This window comes from Pseudoduganella lutea (genome assembly GCF_004209755.1).
In the GTDB taxonomy this organism is placed as follows: domain Bacteria; phylum Pseudomonadota; class Gammaproteobacteria; order Burkholderiales; family Burkholderiaceae_D; genus Rugamonas; species Rugamonas lutea.
This window is the reverse complement of record NZ_CP035913.1, coordinates 6,676,750-6,700,270: the sequence shown is the minus strand read 5'-3', so window position 1 is coordinate 6,700,270 and position 23,521 is coordinate 6,676,750. Positions and strand designations below refer to the sequence as shown.

Genomic DNA, 23,521 nt, shown 5'->3' with positions numbered 1-23,521 from the left:
ACCAGGCACGGTAGCCGAGGCCCCCAGGGCATACTGCTTGCCGTCCGCGCCAGGGAGTATTCGCTGCGTTACACGCGTCGTGCACACTACTGGTCATAGCTATGAAAGAAGGGCTTGAAAACGTCGCGAGCCGCGGCCGGTTGGCCGAACCAGCGCACCATTGGCGCTGGCCACTGACGGGACAGCGGAACCAGCGAGAATGTACCCGCGATACGCGGTGTTTTCTCCGGCAGAATTGCCACCTCGGGCGCAGTCCCTTTGTTCCCCAGACTGCCGATGAATGCGTTGTGACTGAGCAGGGTGCGGTCTCCGTCGCGTTCGACAGCGATATCGCCCGGCGCGGTCGCCAGTGCAAAGCCCACACCCGTGGCGTCGCCTAGCACGGCCAGTTCCGTGCCACGGCGGTTGCCTGCGAAGCGCAGATCGGCGCGGTTCAGGTGATAGATCCCGAACTCATTCAGCATATCCTTGCCGGGATAGCCTGCGTACGGGCCCTGGCCGATCCACCGGAACTCGTCGAGCCCGGGCGGCGCTACGATGGACAGGCCAGCTTCGGAAAACAGGCCGGACGCAGACACTGGCGTGAACGCATAATTGACCGTGATGGTGCCGTTGCGATGGATTTCGAGCTCATAGCCACCAGTGATGCCTTGCTGGCGTGCAGCAGCAGTGTGGGCAGTATCATCAGCGCGCGCACTAGGCATCAGGTCGTCGAATGGCCGCGGTGCCGCACTGGCCTCGTTAGCCGGTGTCGCCTTCCCATCCGGCGGCAGCGGATAGGTTCCAGACACGGACAGCACCACTTTTCCGTCACGGCTGCGCGCGCTGATCGCCGGATCGATCAAGCGAGTGAGGGACGGTTTCAGCCAGAGGCCTGATGTCTGCGCGCGCAGTGCCTCGGCCATTAGCGGCTTGCGTCCGGTATGCGGATGGATGCCTGCCACGAGCAGCCGGCCAGTTGCGTCTTGAACTGTCACGTCGCCGGATGCGCGCTGGACGGTAAGCTCCCATTTCGATGATGTTATCTTGATTGCTTCCGGGCGTTCACTGATGATGGGAGCACTCTCTGACGGCAGCATAGCCGTCCAGGTGGCCCGATTGCCCGACGGCTGATCGAGCACGATGGTGCGCTCGTTGATCTGCAGGCCGCTTTCATCGACAGCGCGGACCTGGAGGGCGAGCACGTCGGTGCTGCTGGTGGTCGGGATGTTCACAGGAATACGGACAGTCTCAGTGTCGCGCGCTGGCGCCGACAGCGCTGTTTTACCCCGCTGGACTTCCTTGCCATTGCGCTGCAACGACCAATGCAATGCGATGCCGCGCAGTGCGCGGAAATCATGGCGGTTCTCGACAGTAACGCTGATGTCCTGTGGCCCTGGGCGGACCTGCGCGCGCTGCTCCAGAAAACGGATTGGCGCATAGACCTTGCGCATCTGCCAGTAATCCGTTTGTGGTGTCCGGTCGGCGTACATGACACCGTCGGTGCCATCCAGGCCATGCGTGTCGAAATACCGATGCTTGTCGAGCCACACCGATTGCGTCGCCTTGGTGGGATCGACCGCTGTCGCGCTGGTGCGCAGTATGCCCTGATCCATGAAATGCCATACCGCACCGCCGGCCAGGACTGGATGCTGCTGGATTGTCTCCCACTGTTCCTGAAGGCGGTCGGTTGCCAGGCCGAGAGCATGTGCATATTCCGTCAGGATCGTCGGCCGTTGCAGGATCCGCGCGTACTCTTCCAGTCGTGCGTTCGTTGGGTAGTGGGGCGCGTACAGATCGACCCAGTCGGGGATACGCTTGTAGTTCGCATAGAAGTAGCTGCCGATCTTTGGATAAGTGATCGGCCGGGATGGATCGAGTTGTTTCGCCAGTCGCCCTGCTTCAAGCTCGGCTTCATTCACCGGATTCTCGTTGCCGATGCTCCAGATGAGAACGGAAGGACGGTTCCTGTCGCGACGGATGGTTGGTTCCACGCGGGCGAGGATGTTGTCCCGATAGTCAGGGTTATCCAGGTTCTTTTCGCCGTGTCCGATCGAGACTTCGTCCATGACGTAAAGGCCGAGTTCGTCGGCCAGTTCCAGCAGGCGCACATCCGGCGGATAGTGGGAGGTGCGCACAAAATTCACATTCGCCTTCTTCATCAGTTCCAGATCGGTACGCATTTGCGCCGGCGTGATTGCACGACCATGCTGCGGATCGATGTCATGGTGATTTACCCCACGCAGCTTGATGGGGTGGCCGTTCAGGAGCAACACCTGGTTCTCAATGCTCACCTGCCGCAGGCCAACGCGTTCCTCGATCGATTGAACATCTTGTCCGCCACTGGAAAGCGTCAACTGCAGTCGGTACAGGGAAGGTGTTTCCGCTGTCCATAACTGCGGCCTTGCTACCCGTAATACCGCTTGGTGGCGAGTAGCCTCGCTCTTGCTCAGCGTGACTTCACTAACCATTTTTCCGTTCGGTGCAATGAGCTTGGCGCGCACGATGCCCTCGGTTTTGCTGACCGCTACGTCCACTGAGAACTCGGCTGTGCCGTCCGGCAGTAAGGTCGTAGCCGTAGCGAGATCCTGCACATGCGTTACAGGTACCGAGAACAGCGTGACATCGCGGTAAATGCCGGACAGCGACCAGTCGTCGTTCAGGTCGAATTCGTAACCATGGGGACGGGTAGCCACACGCACCGCGAGCGTATTGGTGGCATTGCCTCCCGCAAGGAAGTCAGTAACATCGAACGTATGGCGGTTATAGGCGCTCGCACTGGATTCGCCTGCCTTCCGCCCATTCACCCAGACTTCGTAGCCAAACGCGACACCTTCAAACCGCAGGAAGATACGTCGCCCGTTCCAGTTTTCTGGCACGTCGAAAGTGCGGCGATACAGGCCGGCACCATCTTTCAATGCATCCGCATAGGCAGGCTCCGCGAAACCCTTCAGCTCCCAGTTCGCAGGCACGGGAATTGTGGCCCAACGGGACGTGTCGAAGTCCGGCATCGTAAAACCTGCGTCGATGTTGAGACCTTCGCGGGACAAATACTTGAACGACCATTCGCCATTTAATGAACGCGCATACGATGCGTCACTGCCGGCATAAGCATTTACAGCAATGACCGGGCGTATGAAGGCCGTGGCAACCACCAGCGTGCAGAATGTGAGACGGTGAAGTAAACCCATATGATTTATTGATGAAGTTAATTTCGTGTGTGGCTCGGCTCAATCAGTACGTAAATTGGCCTGATCAATCAGGAACGATATCTCAGGCGGCCGACATAATGCGAAAGTCATCCGGGAAAATCATTTTTGTGATTGTAGTGGAGCGCAAACCCAAGGTTTGCACCAAGGGTATTGCATCAAATATAACTTTTGTTGCAAGGTTTGGACAGTTCTTGCGATATCAGTTTTGATATCGATCAATAGTGTGATTGTTATCGCACTACACGATCTTCATGGATCAAGCGGCGCTATCCTTCATCGGAACCAATGACTGGATGATTGAACGGCCGATGCTAGATTTGCTCCGACAGCCACAAACCATGCGTGACATTTGCTGTGGTCTGGACGATGGCCGATGCGTTTTGTGCCAGGTTGATGTCCAGACCTTCATGGATGAGGTGGCATGCCCGCACTGGTTCGTCTCTCCTGGCTATGCGGCGTTCCGCTTGCGGCGCTTAGCCAAGGTGTTCGAGGTGTACGACCTGGACAGCGTCCTGGAATACCTGAAAATCGTCGCCCGATCAGATGCTGCGAGTATTAGCGGCTCTGCAGTGACGTATACAACGACGCCCCAGAAAAGGGAAACGATTATCGCTTGGCGAAAGCGGCGATGGGAATTTCGTCAACGTATGACATCAGAAGGTTGCTATAGCTCGCGCGAATTTGTAGTGTCTATTTACTATTGCGGTGAAATTGTCGAGAACGGAACAATCATTGTTAACGAATCTGGCCAGGCAGTTTGCGACGTCCCGAAAGACACTCAGCAATTGCGATAGTGTAACCGGTTTTTTAAGCTGAACACTTCCCCAGCGCTGTCATAGCAGCGCCTGGGTCGCATGGCCGCACCTACTAAAAAAGTAAAACAAGCTTAGTTTAATTGCAGGACCTGATTACCTGTCACGTATGCACCGACAAATTACCAGTTGATTGGATGCATGAAATTATAAATTCACCCGCGAACCACTCCCGGATTGCACCGCTGGACAGGCAGCGGCATGGGTAGTCAATATGGAGATGACATGAGTAAGCAAAGTTACCGACGGCAGTACTATCTCAAAAAGACAGGTATCGCTCTGGCTGTGGCAGCTACGGTTGCGAGCGTTCAGGCGCAAGAGGCCCCGGCAGATGCGAGCATGAGCACGGTCGTCGTGACAGGGTTCAGGGCTAGCCTGAACAGCGCAATGAACGTCAAGAAGAATTCCGATGGCATTGTCGACGTCATCAAAGCCGAAGACATCGCCAAGTTTCCGGATGCCAACCTGGCCGAGTCGCTGCAGCGTGTCCCCGGTGTGTCGCTGGCGCGAGGTGATGGGGGTGAAGGCAAACAGATCAGCGTACGCGGCCTGAGCGCGGGTTTCACCCGCGTGCGAATCAACGGTATCGAGGCAGTATCGGCCACGGGGGCGTCCGACATCAATGGCAGCACTAACCGCAGCCGGGCCTTCGATTTTTCGGTCTTTGCTTCGGAGCTTTTCAACAGTCTTGAAGTCCGCAAGACGTCCCAAGCGGATATCGAAGAAGGTTCGCTGGGTGCGACAGTTGATCTCCGCGCCGCGCGGCCGTTCGACTTCAAGGGCGAGACCATTACGCTTGGGGCCCAGCAAACCTACAACACGCTTGCTCATCGCTCGGCGCCCCGCGTCACCGCGCTGTATTCGAACCGTTGGGAAACTGGCATTGGCAGAGTTGGTTTCTTGATTTCGGGCGCCTATTCAAAACGTGACGCGACCGAGGAGGGATACGAGGCAGTCGAGCTACTTTCTGCAGACGCAGACGGCGGCTTTTGTTCGCCCGCCGGACAAGTGCCTCAAAGCCCTGCCACCCAGGCGACAAAAGGCGTCACGCCGACAGCGTGCGGATTCAACCTGCCGCGCACATCGACGACTGCCGCCTATAACGACGTGTTCGGTCGCCGCGACAACTATGGCGGCACATCGGCAAACCCTGTTGCCGGGTCCGGAGCTTTCCACCCGCGTATCCCGCGCTACCGTCGCTCGATTGCCAAGTACGAACGTGCCGGCGTGACTGGCGCGTTCCAGTGGCGACCAAAAGCTGGTACGGAGCTGAACCTCGACCTCCTCGGCGGCGACTTCAAGAACGACCGTTATGACAACTATATCTCGGCAATCTCGTTCGGTCGTAGCCTCGCCGCTGCCAACGGAAAGCCGCAAACCTCGATCCTCGAAAGTTCATTCAATAATAACGGCAGCTGGGAGTACGGTAAATTCAATGGGGTGGACGTCCGGTCGGAAGGCCTGATCGACGTGAACAATACGGAGTTCCGCCAGCACGTCTTCTCGGGTACACATCAGGTCAGCGACACCGTCAAGGTGGACTTCATGAGTGGGATCTCTCGATCGACGCTCGATTCTCCGATGCGCGCGACAGTGCAACTCGACTCCCCAAATGCCAACGATTTTTCGTTCGATTTCCGGAATAACCGCAACGTGCCGGCCCTGAACTTCGGCGTGGATGTTGCCAACCCTGCCAACTTCACTTGGGGCCCAGTGGATGCCGACGGTACCGTGCACGGTCAGTTCGTTGGTCGCAAGCTGTTGACCGGCAACCGTCTCAAGACCAATGCCGTCAATGCGAGTTGGGAAGTCAACGACAACTTGACGTTGCGCACTGGACTGTCGGCAAGGGAGAATACCTGGAACAATTTCGAGGTCAGTTCAGGTGCGCCGAACGGCTTGCCAAACCCTGCCGGTTTCCAGATGTCGAGCGTGACACGCATCATCAGCGACTTCGGCCGCGGTCTGGAAGGCTCAGGTTACCCTTCCCAATGGGTCGCCGTGGACCTCGACAAGTTCCGCAACGTCTGGGATATCGAATGCCACTGTGACGCGGTATCAGGATCCCAGTATCAGACATTGAACCAGACCAACCGTCGCGTGCGGGAGAAGATCAATGCTCTCTACCTGTCCGCTGACTTCAACTATGATATCGGCCCCGTCGCTCTGCGCGGCAATGCTGGTGTCCGCGCCGCTGAAACCAAGACCAATGCGGCAGCGCTCGTCAATGCGGGTGGTGCATTGACCGAGATCGGTTTCGATACCAAATACCGCGACTACCTGCCTGCACTCAATCTCACGGCGCAGCTGCCGCGGGACGTATTCCTGCGCTTTTCCGCGGGCAAAACCCTGTCGCGGCCGGAATATGTAGACCTGGCGCCGTCGGCGGCGGTCAACACCCAAGCCCAGACTGTGAATATCGGCAATCCAAACCTCGCGCCGATTCGCGCCAAGACTTACGACCTGCAGGCAGAGTGGTACTACGACAAGAACGCGATGGTGTCGTTGGGAGTATTCCACAAGGACATTGATACCTATATCCAGAGCGTGGGCGAGCGGGTGCCGTATAACACCCTCGGCCTACCGGATGCACTGCTGACGGGAGGAGGATGTTCGATCACGGGCGGCACACCGGCGTGCCCGACTTTGCCAGGTTCGATTGTGACTGTGCGTCGTGGGGTCAACACGCCAGGTGGCCCGCTGACAGGTTTCGAATTCAACCTGCAAACCCCGTTCAGTTTCCTGCCTGGCATATGGAGCAATTTCGGTCTGCTGGCGAATTACACGCACGTTAGGTCGACCATTTCCTACATCACGCGCACCGCGACGGCGACGCTGCCGCAGCTGTCGATGGAGGCAAACCTGGTCGGTATGTCGCCGGATGCCGGCAACCTCACCCTGTACTATGAAGATCCGAAATTCAGTGCACGCGTGTCAGCGGCGCACCGTTCCAAGTATCTGTTCAATGTATTGGGGGACGTGAATGGGCACGACTACACCTTTGTGGACGCGTCGACCAACCTCGACTTCTCGATGTCGTATAACATCACGCCGCAGTTACGCGTCAGCCTGGAAGGTTCGAACCTGACCGACGAGCCGCTGCGTTACGGCCGTGATTCGCAACGCAATGACACGCTGCTGTATGCGCACTCGGGACGTACTTTCGCACTGGGCATGTCATACAAGTTCTGATGAAAGTACATCCGGTACCGCTGCAATTCCGCTGAAGTAGGGCCGGAATGACGTGTTGGAGGTCTGTGAAGCCTGGTCCCGTCGATGACCAGGCTTTTTTTCGACGTTGCACGTTGCGCACTTTGATCTGCCCTCTTCAACTTGCGCTACATGTTGCGTCCAGCAGCTTATGTGCTCAGGATTGCTGGCTTCGTGTTCCTCAGTTCGCCTTCTTCATCTGCGCCACGCTTATACTGGCAGCCTTCATGATGCTATACCTTCTTGTAACCGCCGTTTCGGCCGGAGGCAGATATAGTGGCTTGTACTGCCCAGGCGATTGAAGAATGGTGTCCAGTTCCACCGACCGACCAACTCTCTTGGGATGTGCCGACATCAGTACTCGCACGATTGGTATTGCTGCGCATCCGATGCAGGGAGAGAGAAGCCTAAGCGGGGGCGAAAATGGGCAGAGGAAGTTGCGTAAGCGCCATGGCGCAGTTTGGGCGCGGTCTGACCGCGGCAGATAACATGCGCTTAAGTATTAGGGGGTGCCGTTATGACCGGGCACCTGATTTAGCAGATCAGATGAACGGACGACGGTCTAGGGGCAATCGAAGCGGGCGTGCTGTCGATAGCAGGCCTGGCAATGCCTGCTGCAATTCGGCCAGGGCAGACATGGTACCGTTCAACGCATGCAGATCTTCGAATGGGGCCGGGTTCTGCTGGACATGGACCAGCAGATGGTTCACGTACGCGTTTGCAAACTGTGTCAGTTCAAGGAGCACATCGTCGCGACGATGCCCGGAGTGACGCAAGCTGCGAGTCAGGCAATACAACCAGTCCAATTCCGCAAATCCCACGGTCTTGCCCAGCGTCGGGTAGAGGTTTTCCTTTCGCACTCTCAGCGCGGAGTCGATCAGTGCAGCAGGACGCGGAATCGGGCGCCGCGCAGCTTCATGATTGAACAGATAATGGAAAGCTGCAGCCAGCGCATCAAACAACGGCGCACCATCCGGCAAAGATGCGGACTTCAATGCTCCCTTTCGCCATAGTCCGGTGACAACGTCCTGGTGATCGGAGAGCCAGCCGAAATACCGATTCTGAAATGGCAGTGGCGCTTGTCCTGCCAGGAACAAGGCCGCGAATGCACCAGCTCCATAGTGCGATGCACCCCAGGGCTTGCGCCAATCTAAACCTGCGAGCAGCCCCTCGATGCCGCCGGGAGCAGTCAGTGGCTGCAATTCATGCAGCGGATGGACTGGCCCGGCATCGAATAGGTCCAGCGCTGCCAGGATATAGGCGGTTGCATGTGTTGGGTTGTGGTACTGGTCAGAAAACATGCCGGACCGCTCTGACTGTCCAGCGCGTAAAAACGACACAAAGGCATAACGCTCCGGGGTATGCCTAGGAAAGCGCGACACCGTGTACAGGATGCAGGCGGCAGCAGCCGATCCATAGCCACACGGTTTTTCGCCATCAACGCGGCTGCGCTGCTGCTTGCCCAAGAAGCGACTATATTGGCCGGCAGATACCCGCGCCTGTTCCACCGCCAATATCGCTGCGTCAACCAGCGGCTGGATATTGATTGGCGCGAAACCCCGCCCCGGGACAACTTCCCCGCGAACGGGAAGGACAGCGCTCCCTAACAGTGCCGTTCCACCTTGCAAGAACTGACGACGCTTATCGTTCATCGAACGATTCTCTCCAAGACTTGATTGCGACGCCAGGGTAATGGGCGCCTATTGACGACCACTAGCACGTTCGTTCACCAGGCAGCATTTGCCGGCATGGTGTTGGCGGGAACCGAGAAGCTATTGGTTAACGAATTTGAGCAGCTCCGAGCCGGCCAGCAGGAAAGCGCCTGGCCCGTACGTTTCCGTGCTGTTCGCATCGACCTTGTCCGGTGCGGCGCCCACCGGCTGCACATAGCCGAGCTTGCCGTCCGTCTGCACCGCGCTGACCAGCGCGGGCCAGGCCTTTTCCACAACCGGCCAATACGTTGCGCGGTCCAGCACGCCATTGTTCAGACCCCACAGAATTGCATACGTGTAGAAAGCCGTGCCGCTGGTCTCCTTGACAGGGAAGCTGGCGGGATCGAGCAGCGAGGCGTGCCATGTGCCGTCCGCTGTCTGCAGGCCGGCAATACGTGCCGCCATATCGCGGTACTGCCCCAGGAGCCGCGCACGGCCGGGATGATCCGATGGCATGTTGGACAGGACCCGTACCATGCCCGCCATGACCCAGCCATTCCCCCGGGACCAGAACACTTTTTTACCGTTTTTCTCGCGCTTGTCGAAGTAGCTTTCGTCACGGAAGTACAGCCGTTCTTCCGGGCTATACAGGAAGTCGCTGGTCTTCCACCACAGCTTGAGGGCCGTATCGAGATATTTACGCTCGCCCGTGACCGTGCTCAGGTAAGCGAGCGAGGTCGGCCCCATGAACAATGCGTCGCACCAGGCCCACTCGCGCTCCATAATGTCGCGCGTAGCCAGCGACAGCGACTCGTTGTCGGGCTTGCTGATAATTTCATCGGCGAGTGTCCGCCACGGTCCGATCATCTTGGGCTGGCGGTCTTGGGCATACAGCTGCGAGAACACCTGGCCTACGCAGTAGTCGTCCGCAAAGTAGCGGCGATTGCCAGTACGCCATTGCAGATCGTCGCCGACCTTGCGCAAGAAGTCATGGTACTTCCCGTCCCCTGTCACAAGCCCGGCTTGGAAGATCCCTGTGTAGGCCGCGCAGTAGGTCCAGTTGTACTTCGGCTTGGCGAAGCCGTTGGTCGACCAGCTATCGATCTGCCAATCCGCGACCTGGCGCATGGTGCTAGTAATGGCAACTGGCGTGAACTGGCCCTGTGAGCCCGGCGTCGGCGTAGTTGCGTCGGTGGCGCATGCGCTGAGAATCGAAACTGCGGTGGCAAGGAGGATAAGACGTCGGTTCATGGGTTGTGGACAGGTCCGATTGATGTCGATTATTTGTCAAGCGCGAGCCTTCTTGATGAGACAGGCGCGGTTGCAGAGCAGAGCTTGCCAGTAGCGTCGCACTTGGTCTGTACACGGATGACTCTTGTATAGGGTGAATTATGCGGCTCAGCGGCAGCCATCCTACTCAAAATTGTGATTGTTTATGAGCATCGCCTGGGCGTATGAAGGCAGAAAGTGTCGGTCTAACCGTTCGAAGCCCATGGTGGGTTTCCTACGATTTGCCGGACAAGCTCTGCTACTCCCTGGACTTGCACCTCTCAAGTCTGATGGGAAGATAGGTCCATTCCCAAAGCGAGACATCCGGAGGCAACCATGAGCAACCCTACCGTTGCGGCGCAAGCAATCTCGACTGTCCCGGCGACGATTCTTGGCCGCCAACAACCCCGCATTCCCACGGCCGGCAGGATCCGAGCCGGCATCAAGGTATTGACCAAGGCTGCCGCCAGCGATCCCCGGATCCGGGCCCTGTATGACGATGGCCTGGCGCATCAGGCCACCTTCGAGCAGATCGAGCAGAAGATCGCCGAACAGTTCCCGGACGTGAAAACGCCGCTCGTTCCGAAGAACGTGGCGTGGTTCACCGTACGGCCCAACGACTTCCCCAATCCTGCGGTTGCCAGCCAAATTCTCGACGCCTATGGCGAGGACCGCGGCGACGGTGTCATTCGCCTGTACCGCTTTCCCGTCCTCTTCCCTGCCGACGCCTGGCAAAGCGTCATGCCGCACGAACTGGCTTGCTGGACACGCAACGAAAAGCGCTACTGGAGCGAATACTCGGCCGACGGCCAGACCCGGCGCTGCATGATGTTCGCGCCGGCCACGATCGACGCGCGGAGTCAGCGTGCCGTGCGCACATTCGGTGGACGGGGTACGCAGCCCCGCCCCGACAACGGCGGCCTGTGCGATCCCGAACGCTGTCCCGAATTCCAGCACCGTCAGTGCAACCTGTCAGGCCGCTTCCTCTTCTACATTCCCGGTATCCGTTCGCTCGACGCCTTCGAGCTGCACACCAACAGCTTCTATGCCCTGTCGCGCGCCATCGAGCGCTTCGAAGCCATTGCCTTCCTGCGCGGCGGACGCATCGCAGGCTTCCTCGACCGGCAGGGCACGACGTTCTACCTCACCAAGAAGCTGCGCGAGGTGTCGCATCTCGACCAGAAGACGGGACAACCGGTGCGCAACGCGCACTGGATCATCGAACTGGAAGCGCCGGTGGACGTGGCCGCCCTCCTCGACCAGCGCGATGATGACGCCACGCTGCGCATGGCAGACGCGGCAGTCCAGGCCCTGCAAGGTGGCGAGCCGATCATGCACGACATGCTGCCCGATACTATGCCCCAGGCGCACCAGCCGGTGAATGAGGCAGCGCGTGACGCGGCGCACAGTTCCCGCGCCAACCAACCAGCGCCAGTGCAAGCAGCCTGTACGAACGAATCAGGTACCGGCGTGGATGCGGTCTATGCGCTGGCCGTCAGTCTGGGCGCCGACCGCGCCGAGCTGGATACCTATCTGAACCGGACATGGGGAGAGGGCTGGTGTCGCAATGCCCAAGGCGTTAAGCGCGTGCTGGCCGAGTTGACGCGCATGCAGGGCGATCCCGATGGATTGCGTGCCCGCATCCATGCAGAACCCGGCGCCCAACACTAAGGAGCGCACCATGCTCACGATTGCACACTTCTCCGACCTGCACTATTCGGACGAAACCCTGTCCGAAGTGGACCCGTGCTTCCGCTTCGCGGTGGACGAGGCCATCCGGCGAAGCGTGGATGTTGCCATTGTCACCGGCGACAGTACCGACCACGCCCTGCCCGCCCATTCCCCGGCCTTTGCCGCGCTGGCACGGAACCTTCGACGCCTGGCAGACCATTGCCCCGTGCTGCTCCTGCAAGGCACGTTCAGCCACGAGCCGCCTGGCCTGTTGCGCCTATTCGCCCTGCTGGGCGGGCGCCATCCCATCCATGTAAGCGACCGGATCGAGCAGGTGGCGCTGCTCGATCGCGGTGGCTGGGAACCCTCAGCCACCTGGCGGTTCACCGCTGTCCCCGACAACGCACGGCTTCTGTGCAGTTGTATTCCCACGCTGAACAAGGCCACGCTGACGGCGACCGTCGGTGCCGGCAATGCCACTAACGCGATGGGCGAACAGCTCGCGACCCTGCTGGCCGGACTGGCGCCCGTCAACGCTGCCGCCCGCGCACAGGGCCTGCCAACCATCGGCCTGTCGCACGGCACAGTGCGCGGTTGCACCACGGAGCATGGCGTGCCCATGGCCGGGCTGGATCACGAATTGACCACCGGCGCCCTGTTTGCGGCCGGTGCCAGCGCCTTCATGCTTGGCCATATCCACAAGCATCAGGCGTGGCGCGAGGGCGAGCGGCTCATCGCCTATCCAGGGTCGATCGGACGGCTGCACTACAGCGAACAGGGTGACAAGGGCTTCCTGCTGTGGGAGATCGATGCGCACGGTGCCCGCGCCACGCACATCCCGACGCCAGCACGCCGCACCCACGAACTCGTCTTCGACGGCGCCCCCGACCTGGCCACCCTGTCGGCCTTCGCCGCCGAGCATGATTTGAAAGGCGCCTGGGTACGCGTTCGCTGGAGCATCGCCGAGGAAGCCGCCCACGCGGTCGATCGCGACGCCATCGCCGCCACGCTGGTTAGCGCGGCCGGCATCAAGCTGGAAGGCCGCGTGCTGCCGGTGGGGCGCTCTCGCGCGGCGGGCATGGCCCGTACCCACGACCTGCGCGCGCAACTGGCCACCTGGGCGAAGGCGACCGCCACCGATGCCGCGCCGCTGCTGGCGTGCCTGCACGCGCTGGAGCAACAGGGGCCCGAGGCGATTGCGCAGCAACTGCTCGCCGCGCAAGTCGAGGAGGCCGACTTGCACGCCGAGAACGGTGAGGGATTATGGAATCGTCCCTGGGAGCCGCAAGGCCCACTCACCGCATGAAAGGAGCACGCCGTGATCCCGTTGAAGCAAACCCTGACCGGCTTTTGCGGTATCCGCGATGGCCTGGGCCGTGAGACGATTACCCTCGACTTCGAGGCCGAAACCGGCGGCGCCCAGCTGGTGGCGCTGACCGGGCGTAACGGACGCGGCAAAAGCACCATCCTCGACAACATGACCCCCTACCCCGTCATGCCCTCGCGTGCCGGGGCCGACGGTCTGGGTGCGTTCTCCTACTACGACGAGGTCTACCTGCCGGAGAACCACAAGGAACTGGAGTGGGTCATGGACGGCGTGCGCTACCGCAGCCACCTGGTGATCCGCATGAATGGCAAGCGCCGCACTGAAGCCTACCTGCACTGGTTGAGCGAACAGGGCTGGATACCGATGCGCCTGCCGGATGGCACCGTCTCGGACGGCCGGATGGACACCTACAGCCGCTGCGTGGAAGGCATTGCCGGATCGGGCACCACCTTCTTCAGCACGGCGTTCTCCGCCCAGCAGCGACGCCAGCTATCGAGCTATCGCAATGGCGAGATCAAGAGCCTGCTGGCCGACCTGCTGCGCCTGGATGCGGTGCGGGCACGGGGCGAACGCGCGGCCGAGGTCCAGCGCCTGCTACGCGCCGGCCTGCAAACTGCGCAGCAGCAGGTGCTGCACCAGCGCCAGCAGCTGGTGCGGCTGGCCGCCGAATGGCACCAATTGGGCGGCGATGACGTCAGGGCGGAGCTGGCGCGTCACAATCGCAACGTGGCCGCCGCGCGGCTGGATGCCAAGCGCACCGCGCTGGCGGCCCTGCGGGCGGACCAGGCGCTGGCCGCCACCCACGAGGCACGACGTGCACAACTGCTGGCCGAACGGACTGCCACGCTCGCCGAGCGGCAGCGTGCCATCGATGCGCTCGATACCGAGTGCCGGCGCGAGGGTGCCGCCTTCGACGAGATGGCCGAACGCCATGCCCAGCGCGCCAGCCATCGCGAGACTGCCCTCGCCTCCTTGCGTGCGCAGCGCACCACGCTGCAGGCGTCGCTGGAACAGGTCCAGCATGCCGAGCGCGCCGCGCGACGGTTGCCGCGTTGGCGCACCGTGGTCCAGCGACGCGCAGCCCTGCTAGGGGGACTGCACCAGAGCTTGGCAAGTGCCGAGCGCGTTGCCGCCGACCTGCGGCTGGCGCAAAGCCAGCGGGCCGCCATCGAACGCGAGGCCGGCCAGGCGGCACTGAAGGCCCAGGAGTTGCGACAGCGGTTCATGCTGACGGCCGAGGTGCCATGCGCGGGGATGTCGTTGCAAAGCGGCTGCAAGCTGCTGGCGGACGCACACTCGGCCCACGCCCTGCTGCCCGACGCCAGCGCCGTGGCGGCGCGCCTGAACGCGGCGCATGCGCGGCTGGACCACGAGATCGCTGGGCTGCGCCAGCAGGCAGGGCAGATCGAGCCCCTGCGCGCCGCCGTGGCGCGGGCGGAAGCACGCTTGGCCCGCAGCCGCGAGCGCCTTGCCGGGTGTGAACGTCTCGCCGCCCGCTGCGCATTGCTGGCGCAGTCCGGCTGCATGCTGACGGAGGTCGAAGCGCGCCTCGCTGCCCACACCCAGCAATGCATCGCCGCAGCCGCTGAAGAAGAAAAGGAATACGGCGCGCAGCGGCGCAAGATTGCCGAACTCAACAATCGGCGGCAGAAGCTTGCACGGCCTTGCGAAGCGGTACAGCGCATCGACGCGCTGCTGGCCGACCTCCCTGCCACGTTCAACGCGCAAGCGCTGACACAGGCCGTTGCCCACTGCGAACAGGCCAGCGCGCGCCTGCAAGCTGCGGAGCAGGCGCAACTGGCAGCCCTGCGCGAGCAGGAACGTGCCAGGGAACTGGCGCGCCAGGAAGCGCAGCAGCGCCGCGCGTGCGAGGCGCAGGAACGCCGGATACAACAGGTGGCGCAGCACCTGGAGCAGTGGTCCCTGCTGAACAAGGCACTGGGCAACGATGGCATCATCGCGCTGGCCATCGATGACGCCGGGCCGGAGTTGTCGCACTTGGCTAACCAGCTGCTACTGGCCTGTTATGGACCGCGTTTCTCCCTTTCGATTCAGACCCAGCTCGCGACGGCCAAGGGCGAACTGCGCGAAGGCTTCGACATCGCCGTGCACGACGCGCACAGCAACGCGACCAAGAGTGTCACCAAGATGAGTGGCGGCGAGCGCATCTGGATCAACGAATGCCTGACCCGGGCCATGGCGCTCTACCTGGCCCGGGCCGACGGGCCGCGCTACGCCACCCTGTTCTCCGACGAGGCCGATGGCGCATTTGACGCCCCGCACAAGCGTCGCTTCATGGCGATGAAGCGCGAGGTGCTGCGCATCGGCGGCTACACGCAGGAATACTTCATCTCGCATACGACCGAGTTGTCGGAAATGGCGGATGCGGTGATCGATCTGGAACGTTACGCAACGTGAAAAGGGAGTGGACCGACAATCTCTCTCGCCGCGTGTTCAACCATGAGCGGAGACTAAGCGCAGCATGGAACGAAACTGCGTTACGGCCTGACTCACACTAGCCAGCCTCTATGAAAGCCGGGGCGATTCAACCAGTCAACAAGCAGAAACTTCCTAGTTTGCTGTGATCGCTTCGAGAGGGATGATGCTCGGATGTTCCGGCCATGCGATGTATAGTCCGCTTATCTAATGCGCCTGTACGCGTACTGCTCCCATGCGACGGGTCCTTGTCGCGAGCTTGCTAAGTACATGTTCCGTCGCGAAGAAATAGGTACGATATCATCGACAGGGTTTTACCCCAGAATGGCAGAGGCCGTTGTGTCCCGTGACCAGGGTCGGCTGCCATTGTCTTCACAGCGATCGTTATTCTCTACCGACCCGGTGTTAGGCCGCATACCTTGTCGAGTGTCGCGAAACATTGTTGGTGGTAGCAGGCAATCGTCCGCTCACAGACGAACAGGCTGCCTTGCTCAAAAGTTTCAGTTGCGAGTAACATGAATTGCTCGATTTCGTCGTTGCCTCGGTCGAGTAGTGCGCACAGGACGAAATCGGACGCTTTGTCATGGCGCATCGGGACACGCCAGTGGCGCAATGTGTCGGGGTATCGGCGGCGTGACGCGAGGGCAATCCGTACCCGCGGCGTGTTATTCAACAGGAGGACGTTCCAGGCGTCGGACTGCGCCACCGTAGCGCCCCCCAACTGCGCCTTCGCCATGCACTGTTCGATGAGCCACCGCATCATCACGCGCGTCGATCGGAAACCTGCGCCATCGAGCACGGCAATGCCGCCAGACCTCCTTATAGTTTTTCCCAAGAGGCATCTATATGGCTGCGTATATATTGGAAGCAGACAGCGATTCAAGTTTGAGTGCGTTCGATGCTGCGCCGGTCATGTTCGAGTGATTGCGCTAGTTCCTCCCGGGCCTTACGCTCCGCCGACACCAGAGGACTTTCGTCATGATAGAGCGGGAACATCGACTCGAGCGTGTCGAGGTTATGCGAACGGAAGATCTCCTTTGCGCGCGCTGCCCCGGCGGCATCCAGCCCCAGTTGCTCCAGGGCCCGCTGTCCGATCAGCAGTGCCGATTCGAATGTCTCACGCTCGATGATGTCCACGCCGCGCTCGCGCAGTTCGAACAGGTGCGCCACGTTGCGTGCCCTGGCGATCATCTTCAAATGCGGGAAATGTTCGCGTACCAGATCGGTCAGGCGCAGGCTACTCTCGTTGTTGTCGATTGCATTGATCAAGAGGACTGCCTTGTTGGCATCCGCACTGCGCAGCAAATCCAGGCGGGTCGCATCGCCATAGAATACCCGCATGCCGTAGTTGCGCAGCATGTCGATAAGGTCTGGATCGTTGTCCAGCACGGTCATGCCGATGCCGGACGCGGCCAGCATGCGACCGGCGATCTGCCCCACCCGGCCGAAGCGCGCGATGATGACCTTGGCACCATCCGGGTCGATCGCATCGGGTGGCGGGAGTGCCTGTGCATATTGACGTCGGCTCAACCACTCGCCGCTTGCCACCCCGAGCGGCGTGAACGCCATCGACATCGCGACCACCAGCACCAGCGTTTCTTGCCAGGCTGCGGATAACAAACCTGCGGTGGCGGCCACCGCCAGCAAGACGAACGCGAATTCGCTCCCTTGCGCCAACACCCCTGCGAACGGCCACCTCTGCACCGGCGGAACAGGAAGCGCACGCGCGGTCAGCCACAGCAGCGCCATCTTCAGCACCACATACGCGACGGTAAGCATCGCAATGCGCGCGGGGCCATCGGCGAGCAAGCCGAAGTTGACGGACATGCCGACCGACGTAAAGAACAATCCGAGCAGTAAGCCCTTGAGCGGCTCTAGGTCGGTCTCCAGCGCCTTGCGATACTCCGAACTCGCCAGCAGCACGCCGGCCAGGAAGGCGCCAAGCCCCATCGAAAGATTGGCAAGCGCCATCAGTTGCGCGATGCCAAGGACCAGCAGCAGCGCAAATGCCGTGAAGATTTCACGCAGCCCCGTGCGCGCAATAAGGTGCAGCGCCGGCCGCATGAGATACCGCCCGACGACCAATACGCCGGCTACCGCGCCAAATGCCCATGGCCAGTTGAAACTGGCCGTGCCGGCACCGCCCAGCAACGGCACCGCGACTAGAACCGGGATGGCCGCCATATCCTGGAACAGCAGAATGGCGAACGCCGCCTTGCCACCCGGGGTTTGCTCCATGCAGCGCTCGTTCATGTTCTGCACGGCGATGGCGGTCGAGGACAGGGCCAGGGCGATGCCGGCGACGCACGCACCGGTCCAGGAAATACCCAGCAGCCATCCGACCGCCCGAGCGCCACGCTGCAGGCCATCATTTGCAATGCACCGCCACCCAGTACCAATGCACGCATCGCGGTCAGTTTCGCGGGCTGCAACTCGAGCCCGATGAGGAACAGCATCAGCACCACGCCGATCTCAGCGACGTGGCTGATCCGGTCGATGCGGGTAATCAATGCCAGGCCCCAGGGGCCGATCATGGCTCCGGCAATCAGGTAGCCGAGCACGGAACCAAGGCCGAGGCGCTGCGCCAGCGGGACCAGCAGGACGGCTGCAATGAGGAACACCAAGGGAGTGATCAGCAAATCGTGCATGGCAAGTTCGCGGTTAGATCGCTGCGGACCACTGAAAGTCGGCAGGAAGGGAGCCAGGAGTTAGGGCAAGCCGGCCACTGCCGGTCGACAACGATTTACCGCTGAGGACAAGGGCCGGACCGAACGAGCGCTATTCCTGTCAGCGCAGGAATTTCTCCCGGTGGGCATTGGTTGTCGCCTGCACCCAGCCAGGATAGGACGGCGCCAGCTTGGTAGCGGCATCCAGTTCCGCCAGATCTTGGTCGGTCAGCACGACATCCAGCGCCCCGGCATTGTCCCGCAGCTGCTCGGCGCGCCGCGCGCCCACGATCGCGCACGTCACCCCGGCTTGCGCCAGCACCCAGGCCAGGGCGATCCGCGCAGGGCTCACGTCGTGCCGCGCCGCGACCGGCCTGATCGCATCGATCACGCGATATCCATGTTCGGTATCGACCGGAGGGAAATCGATATGCATCCGCCGCGCGTTCGCATCGGTGCCGCCTTCCCGTCCGAACTTCCCGGACAGCAGCCCGCCGGCCAGCGGGCTCCAGGCCATCAGGCCCAGGTGCTGGTCGATCGCCAGCGGCAGGATCTCGCGCTCAATGTCGCGGACGGCGAGCGAGTAGCAAGCCTGCACGGAAGCATAGGCAGACCAGCCACGCAGGGCCGAGACACCGAGCGCGCGGGCTACCTGCCATGCTGCCAGGTTCGAACAGCCGATGTACCGGATCTTCCCGGCGCAGACCGCGTCGTCCAAGGCACGCAGTGTCTCCTCGACGGGCGTCAGGGCATCGAAGTTATGGACCTGATACAGGTCAATATGGTCCGTGCGCAAACGGCGCAGGCTGTCCTCCAGGCCACGCATCAGGTGCAGGCGCGATTGGCCAGCATCGTTGGGGCCCTTGCCCGTCGGCGCATGGAATTTCGTCGCCAGCACGATATTGTCCCGGCACCCCGACAGGACCTGACCCAGCAGGCTTTCCGATTCGCCGGCGGCGTAGACGTCCGCCGTGTCGATAAAATTGATACCCAGGTCGATGGCTTCCCCAACGATCGCATCGGTCTCCTGGAGCGATAGCCCGCCGACCTTGTCATAGGGGGAGTTGCCTTACCCCCAAACGTCATGCCTCCCAGGCAGAGGCGCGACACGATTATGCCGGTGTTACCGAGTCTTCTGTACTGCATGATGTGCTTCCTCCAGCGAAGGCCGGCGCGCAGGAGCGCGCCGCTCATCACCATGCCGCCGTCCGGATGAACGCCGGCCATGGCTGCCTGAGTCCGAAGTTACCAGCCAGCTGTTGACACGCCAATACCGCCCACTGTCGTTTCAGTTGTGCCGCGGGCGCATGAATCGGACGCCCGTGCGGCGGCTAGAATCCGGCCAGGACCCTATCTGGAGAAGACCATGAAACACTTCATCATCGCCGGCACATTACTGGACTGTTTTGCCATATCCAATCATGCCCTGGCGAGCGCCGACCTGGCGAAGGCCAAGAACTGCATAGCGTGCCATGCGGTCGCAAACAAGCTGGTCGGCCCTGCATACAAGGACGTGGCCGCGAAGTATGCCGGCCAAGAGGATGCCGAAGCAAAGCTGGTCGCGAAAGTCATCAAGGGCGGTTCCGGCGTATGGGGCCCGATCCCGATGCCGCCCAGCCCGCAGGTCAGCGAAGCTGAAGCGCACACGCTCGTGAGATGGATCCTCGAGCAGAAATAATGTCTCCTGCCAAACTTGACCGGGCCATGGCCCGGTTTTTTTTCGCCCGCGTCTCACCAACCGGATTTGTGCCGGAACGGCACTACTGATTCAACCCTGGCTTGTCTTGCTGGCGATGTTGATGACTTGTAACGTTCGCATTGATCTGGAGTACCGGTCCGGCGCCCTGCCGGGAACCAACGCGGTAAGCCACGCGAACAGCTATTACCAGCGAAGGAGAACATTGTGATTACGCTAGAAGTCAACGGCCGCCGGATCGCGGTCGACGCGGAGGGCGATACGCCCTTGCTGTGGGTGCTGCGCGACGAACTGGGCCTCACCGGCACCAAGTACGGCTGCGGCCTGGCGCTGTGCGGTGCCTGCACCGTGCACCTAGATGGCGTGGCGACCCGCTGCTGCGTGCTCCCTGCAGAAGCGGCCGTCGGCAAGAAAATCACCACCATCGAAGGCCTGGCGTCGAAGGAGACGCCTCACGCGCTCCAGACGCTGTGGGTCAAGCACCAGGTGCCCCAATGCGGCTACTGCCAGTCCGGCATGCTCATGGCCGCGGCTTCCCTGCTGGCCGAAACGCCAAAACCGACCGACGAGCAGATCGACGTGGCAATGACCAACATCTGCCGCTGTGGCACCTACCCGCGGGTCAAGGCGGCCTTGCAGGAAGCTCGTACGCTCGACCTCAAGAAGGTGCCGGCATGAGCACCGACCAATTCAGTAGGCGCTCATTTATCAAGGCGACGGCCATGCTCAGTGCCGGCGCTTATATGCTGGCGTTCAGCGATGGCAGCACGGCGGCCGATAATAAGGCGACGCTGACGCTGAACTACCTCCGGATTGCGCCGGATGGTATCGTCACCGTCATTTCCCCGGTTGCCGAAATTGGCCAGGGCACGTCGACGGCGCTGCCAATGGTGGTTGCCGATGCCCTGGACGCCGATTGGCAACTGGTGCGGTTCGAGCTCGCGCCCGTGGCGCCACAGTTCAACAGCCCGATCCTGAAAACCCAATTGACCGGCGCCAGTACCGGGGTATCCGGCTTCCATGACCTGTACCGCGACGCCGGCGCCACGGCGCGCACCATGTTGATCGCCGCTGCCGCGCGACAGTGGAAAGTGCCGGCGGACGAATGCGCCACCGATACCGGCAAGGTGGTCCATGCGAAAAGCGGCAGGTCGCTCCCGTACGGTGAGCTCGCATCCCGCGCCGCGGTTGAACCTGTCCCCGCAACCACCAGCAAGGCGTCGCGCAAGGGCACGAACCTCGTCAAGACGCCGGTCCGGCGCCTCGATATCCCGGCCAAGGTGAATGGCACGGCGCAATTCGCGATCGATGTGCGCCTGCCCGACATGCTGTACGCGACCGTGGTCGCCTCCCCCGTCTTTGGCGGCACGCTGGTGCGCGACGCACGTGCCGACATTCTCAAGCAGAAAGGAATCAAGGGTGTCTACGACCTGCCCGACGGCGTCGCCATCGTGGCCGATCGCTGGTGGACCGCGCGCCGTGCCCGCGACACGCTAGCTGCCGAATGGGATGCAGGCAAGCATGCCCAGCTGGACGACAAATCGATCAGTGCTCAGTTCTGGCGCGACCTGGAGGGCAGCGGCGGGGTTCTGGTGAAATCCGTTGGCACACCGGAGCAAACCATTAAAGCCGCTAAGGAAAACGTCACGGCGCGCTACGAAGTTCCCTTCCTGGCCCATGCGACCATGGAACCCATGTCCTGTGTGGCCAGGGTGCGCGGCGCGACCTGCGATGTATGGGTGGGTTCGCAGCGACCCGACAAGGCACGCGAGGTCGCGGCATCGCTGCTCGGGCTTCCTCCACAGGCCGTCACGATCCACCCCGTGCTAGGCGGCGGCGGCTTCGGACGGCGCCAGGAGGCCGACTTCGTCGCCCAGGCAGTCCAGGTTGCGAAGCAGTTCCCCGGTCGGCCCGTGAAGCTGGTCTGGACCCGCGAGGAAGATACCCAGCACGATTACTACCGCCCTGCCGGGGTATCGGAAATGTCCGCCGGCCTGAACGGCAAGGATGTCATCGCATTCCGCCACAAACAGGCCACCCCGACAATCCTGCCCCGCACGTTTCCGGATTTCATGGGCGAATTCGACTCGGTCGTCACCGACAACATCTTTTCGCTGTACGGTTTCCCGCACCAGGACGGCCGCTGGGTACGCAGTGAAACCCCGGTCCCGACGGGGATGTGGCGCTCCGTCGGTGCATCGCAGACTGTTTTCGCGATCGAAAGTTTCGTCGACGAGCTGGCGGCCAAGACAGGAACGGACCCCTACCAGTTCCGGCGCCGGCTGCTGGCGGCCGATCCCCGCGCACTGGCGGTCCTGGACCGCCTCGCTGCCATCAGCGGCTGGGGCAAGCCATTGGCAGGCCAGCGTGCCATCGGCCTTGCCATCAGCCACAAGCATCTCGACTGCCTCGTCGGCCAGAGTGCCGAAGTGTCGGTCGAGGATGGGCAGGTCGTCGTCCACCGGATCTGCACCGTTGCCGATCCCGGCAAGGTGATCAATCCGGACACGGCGCGCGCGCAGATGGAAGGCGCGGCGATCTGGGGCCTGTCCGCCGCGCTGTTTGGCAAGATCTCGATCACCGGAGGACGGGTCCAGCAAAGCAATTTTCACGATTATCGGGTTGTCCGCTTGTCCGAAAGCCCCGCTTTCACCACCGAGATCATCGAGAGCGGTGCGCCATTCGAAGGCATGGGCGAAGGCGGGGCACCCGGCATCGCGCCTGCCGTATGCAATGCCATCTTCCAGCTGACCGGCAAGCGCATCCGCACCTTGCCGATCGCCGACCAACTCGCAACCTCGAAAGGTACAACATGAAATTGACAGGCAAGTTTGCCCTAGTAACCGGCGGCAGCGCCGGCATCGGGCTGGCGACCGCCAAGGCACTGGTTGCCGAAGGCGCCCACGTATTCATTACCGGCCGCCGCCAGGCTGAACTCGGCGCCGCCATCGAGGAGATCGGCGCGCATGCGACGGCGATACAGGCCGATGCCGCCAACCTGGCCGACCTTGATCGGATGATTGTCGAGATCCGCAAGGACGCTGGCCAGCTGGACGTGATCGTCGCCAACGCGGGCAGCTATGAAATGGAATCCCTGGCCGACGTCACCGAGGCCTCATTCGATAAAACGTTCGGCCTCAACGTACGTGGTGTCCTGTTCACGGTGCAGAAAGCGTTGCCGCTGTTGAAGGATGGCGCGTCGATCGTATTGCTCGGTTCAATCGGCGGCTCCAAAGGGTTTGCCGGCTTCTCGGTCTACAACGCCACCAAGGCCAGTGTGCGTTCGTTCGCCCGCTCCTGGGCGGCGGAGTTCAAGGACCGGCGCATCCGAGTGAATGTGGTGAGCCCCGGACCGGTGCAGACGCCCGGCTTCGACCAGTTCGCAAACGACGAGATGCGCGATTCGCTGAAGAGCATGATCCCGTTGGGCCGCATGGCCACGCCCGCCGATGTCGCAAACGCCATTCGCTACCTGGCCACGGACGACAGTAGCTTCGTGACAGGCATCGAACTGTTCGTGGACGGCGGGCTGGCGCAGCTGTGAGTGCTCGCCGTCGCCAAGCATGATCCGTTGCAAGGTCTGGCTGGTCC

15 protein-coding genes and 1 pseudogene are annotated in these 23,521 nt (G+C 61.5%); 9 read left to right on the top strand and 7 right to left on the bottom strand.

Features of this window, described 5'->3' with window-relative positions:
• Positions 1-86: 86 nt before the first annotated feature.
• Positions 87-3,170, bottom strand: coding sequence for a glycoside hydrolase family 2 TIM barrel-domain containing protein (locus EWM63_RS28320; protein WP_130189502.1), 3,084 nt, complete (start codon positions 3,168-3,170; stop codon positions 87-89).
• A 272-nt stretch (positions 3,171-3,442) separates the two neighbouring features.
• On the opposite strand from EWM63_RS28320, the gene EWM63_RS28315 reads away from it, so the two are divergent.
• Together EWM63_RS28315 and EWM63_RS28310 are read left to right on the top strand one after the other, a co-directional pair.
• Positions 3,443-3,985 carry a hypothetical protein gene (locus EWM63_RS28315; RefSeq protein ID WP_130189501.1) on the top strand — a complete coding sequence of 181 codons (543 nt, stop codon included), beginning with the start codon at positions 3,443-3,445 and terminating at the stop codon, positions 3,983-3,985.
• 243 nt (positions 3,986-4,228) lie between these two features.
• Positions 4,229-7,195: a TonB-dependent receptor gene (locus EWM63_RS28310; protein ID WP_165390971.1), complete on the top strand. Its 2,967-nt coding sequence runs from the start codon at positions 4,229-4,231 to the stop codon at positions 7,193-7,195.
• Between the two features lie 560 nt (positions 7,196-7,755).
• Here the strand turns inward: EWM63_RS28310 and EWM63_RS28305 are convergent.
• A complete protein-coding gene (locus EWM63_RS28305; RefSeq protein WP_130189499.1) occupies positions 7,756-8,865 on the bottom strand; it encodes a hypothetical protein in 1,110 nt (369 codons plus the stop codon).
• Positions 8,866-8,985: 120 nt separating this feature from the next.
• The gene (locus tag EWM63_RS28300; protein ID WP_207221175.1) at positions 8,986-10,116 is read right to left on the bottom strand and encodes a glycoside hydrolase family 88/105 protein; all 1,131 of its coding nucleotides are present in this window, start codon (positions 10,114-10,116) and stop codon (positions 8,986-8,988) included.
• A 354-nt stretch (positions 10,117-10,470) separates the two neighbouring features.
• Here EWM63_RS28300 and EWM63_RS28295 point away from each other — a divergent pair, with 354 nt between their 5' ends.
• From EWM63_RS28295 to EWM63_RS28285, 3 genes are read left to right on the top strand one after another with little or no spacing between them, the layout of a single operon-like run.
• Complete coding sequence (locus tag EWM63_RS28295) at positions 10,471-11,805, top strand: recombination directionality factor (protein WP_130189498.1); 1,335 nt, start codon at positions 10,471-10,473, stop codon at positions 11,803-11,805.
• Between the two features lie 10 nt (positions 11,806-11,815).
• Positions 11,816-13,111, top strand: coding sequence for a metallophosphoesterase family protein (locus tag EWM63_RS28290; RefSeq protein WP_130189497.1), 1,296 nt, complete (start codon positions 11,816-11,818; stop codon positions 13,109-13,111).
• Between the two features lie 21 nt (positions 13,112-13,132).
• Positions 13,133-15,550 (top strand): DNA repair protein, encoded by a 2,418-nt coding sequence (locus EWM63_RS28285; protein WP_130189496.1) that lies wholly within the window; start codon positions 13,133-13,135, stop codon positions 15,548-15,550.
• 409 nt (positions 15,551-15,959) lie between these two features.
• Here the strand turns inward: EWM63_RS28285 and EWM63_RS28280 are convergent, their stop codons facing one another.
• From EWM63_RS28280 to EWM63_RS28270, 4 genes and pseudogenes are all read right to left on the bottom strand, one after another.
• A complete protein-coding gene (locus tag EWM63_RS28280) occupies positions 15,960-16,367 on the bottom strand; it encodes a hypothetical protein (protein WP_130189495.1) in 408 nt (135 codons plus the stop codon).
• A gap of 80 nt (positions 16,368-16,447) precedes the next feature.
• Positions 16,448-16,759, bottom strand: a complete 312-nt coding sequence (locus EWM63_RS33210; RefSeq protein WP_503826258.1) for a hypothetical protein — start codon at positions 16,757-16,759, stop codon at positions 16,448-16,450.
• A pseudogene (locus EWM63_RS33110) lies at positions 16,754-18,216 on the bottom strand (monovalent cation:proton antiporter-2 (CPA2) family protein); the annotation flags it as partial. The pseudogene EWM63_RS33110 and the gene EWM63_RS33210, both read right to left, overlap by 6 nt.
• 139 nt (positions 18,217-18,355) lie before the next feature.
• Complete coding sequence (locus EWM63_RS28270; protein WP_503826257.1) at positions 18,356-19,222, bottom strand: aldo/keto reductase; 867 nt, start codon at positions 19,220-19,222, stop codon at positions 18,356-18,358.
• A 378-nt stretch (positions 19,223-19,600) separates the two neighbouring features.
• Between EWM63_RS28270 and EWM63_RS28265 the strand changes: the two genes are divergently transcribed.
• The 4 genes from EWM63_RS28265 (at position 19,601) to EWM63_RS28250 (ending at position 23,474) form a co-directional block, all read left to right on the top strand.
• Positions 19,601-19,912 (top strand): c-type cytochrome, encoded by a 312-nt coding sequence (locus tag EWM63_RS28265; protein ID WP_130189494.1) that lies wholly within the window; start codon positions 19,601-19,603, stop codon positions 19,910-19,912.
• Between the two features lie 228 nt (positions 19,913-20,140).
• Positions 20,141-20,608, top strand: a complete 468-nt coding sequence (locus EWM63_RS28260; RefSeq protein ID WP_130190663.1) for a (2Fe-2S)-binding protein — start codon at positions 20,141-20,143, stop codon at positions 20,606-20,608.
• Entirely contained in the window at positions 20,605-22,746 is a 2,142-nt protein-coding gene (locus EWM63_RS28255) for a xanthine dehydrogenase family protein molybdopterin-binding subunit (protein ID WP_130189493.1), read from the top strand. The genes EWM63_RS28260 and EWM63_RS28255 overlap by 4 nt, the downstream gene beginning before the upstream one ends.
• Complete coding sequence (locus EWM63_RS28250; RefSeq protein WP_130189492.1) at positions 22,743-23,474, top strand: SDR family NAD(P)-dependent oxidoreductase; 732 nt, start codon at positions 22,743-22,745, stop codon at positions 23,472-23,474. Before EWM63_RS28255 ends, EWM63_RS28250 begins: the two co-directional genes overlap by 4 nt.
• Positions 23,475-23,521: the final 47 nt, after the last annotated feature.

Coding starts and splice junctions, on each gene's coding strand:
- EWM63_RS28320 (WP_130189502.1), bottom strand. CDS start 3,170: ATGGGTTTACTTCACCGTCTCACATTCTGCACGCTGGTGGTTGCCACG.
- EWM63_RS28315 (WP_130189501.1), top strand. CDS start 3,443: ATGGATCAAGCGGCGCTATCCTTCATCGGAACCAATGACTGGATGATT.
- EWM63_RS28310 (WP_165390971.1), top strand. CDS start 4,229: ATGAGTAAGCAAAGTTACCGACGGCAGTACTATCTCAAAAAGACAGGT.
- EWM63_RS28305 (WP_130189499.1), bottom strand. CDS start 8,865: ATGAACGATAAGCGTCGTCAGTTCTTGCAAGGTGGAACGGCACTGTTA.
- EWM63_RS28300 (WP_207221175.1), bottom strand. CDS start 10,116: ATGAACCGACGTCTTATCCTCCTTGCCACCGCAGTTTCGATTCTCAGC.
- EWM63_RS28295 (WP_130189498.1), top strand. CDS start 10,471: ATGAGCAACCCTACCGTTGCGGCGCAAGCAATCTCGACTGTCCCGGCG.
- EWM63_RS28290 (WP_130189497.1), top strand. CDS start 11,816: ATGCTCACGATTGCACACTTCTCCGACCTGCACTATTCGGACGAAACC.
- EWM63_RS33210 (WP_503826258.1), bottom strand. CDS start 16,759: ATGATCGCCAGGGCACGCAACGTGGCGCACCTGTTCGAACTGCGCGAG.
- EWM63_RS28265 (WP_130189494.1), top strand. CDS start 19,601: ATGAAACACTTCATCATCGCCGGCACATTACTGGACTGTTTTGCCATA.
- EWM63_RS28255 (WP_130189493.1), top strand. CDS start 20,605: ATGAGCACCGACCAATTCAGTAGGCGCTCATTTATCAAGGCGACGGCC.
- EWM63_RS28250 (WP_130189492.1), top strand. CDS start 22,743: ATGAAATTGACAGGCAAGTTTGCCCTAGTAACCGGCGGCAGCGCCGGC.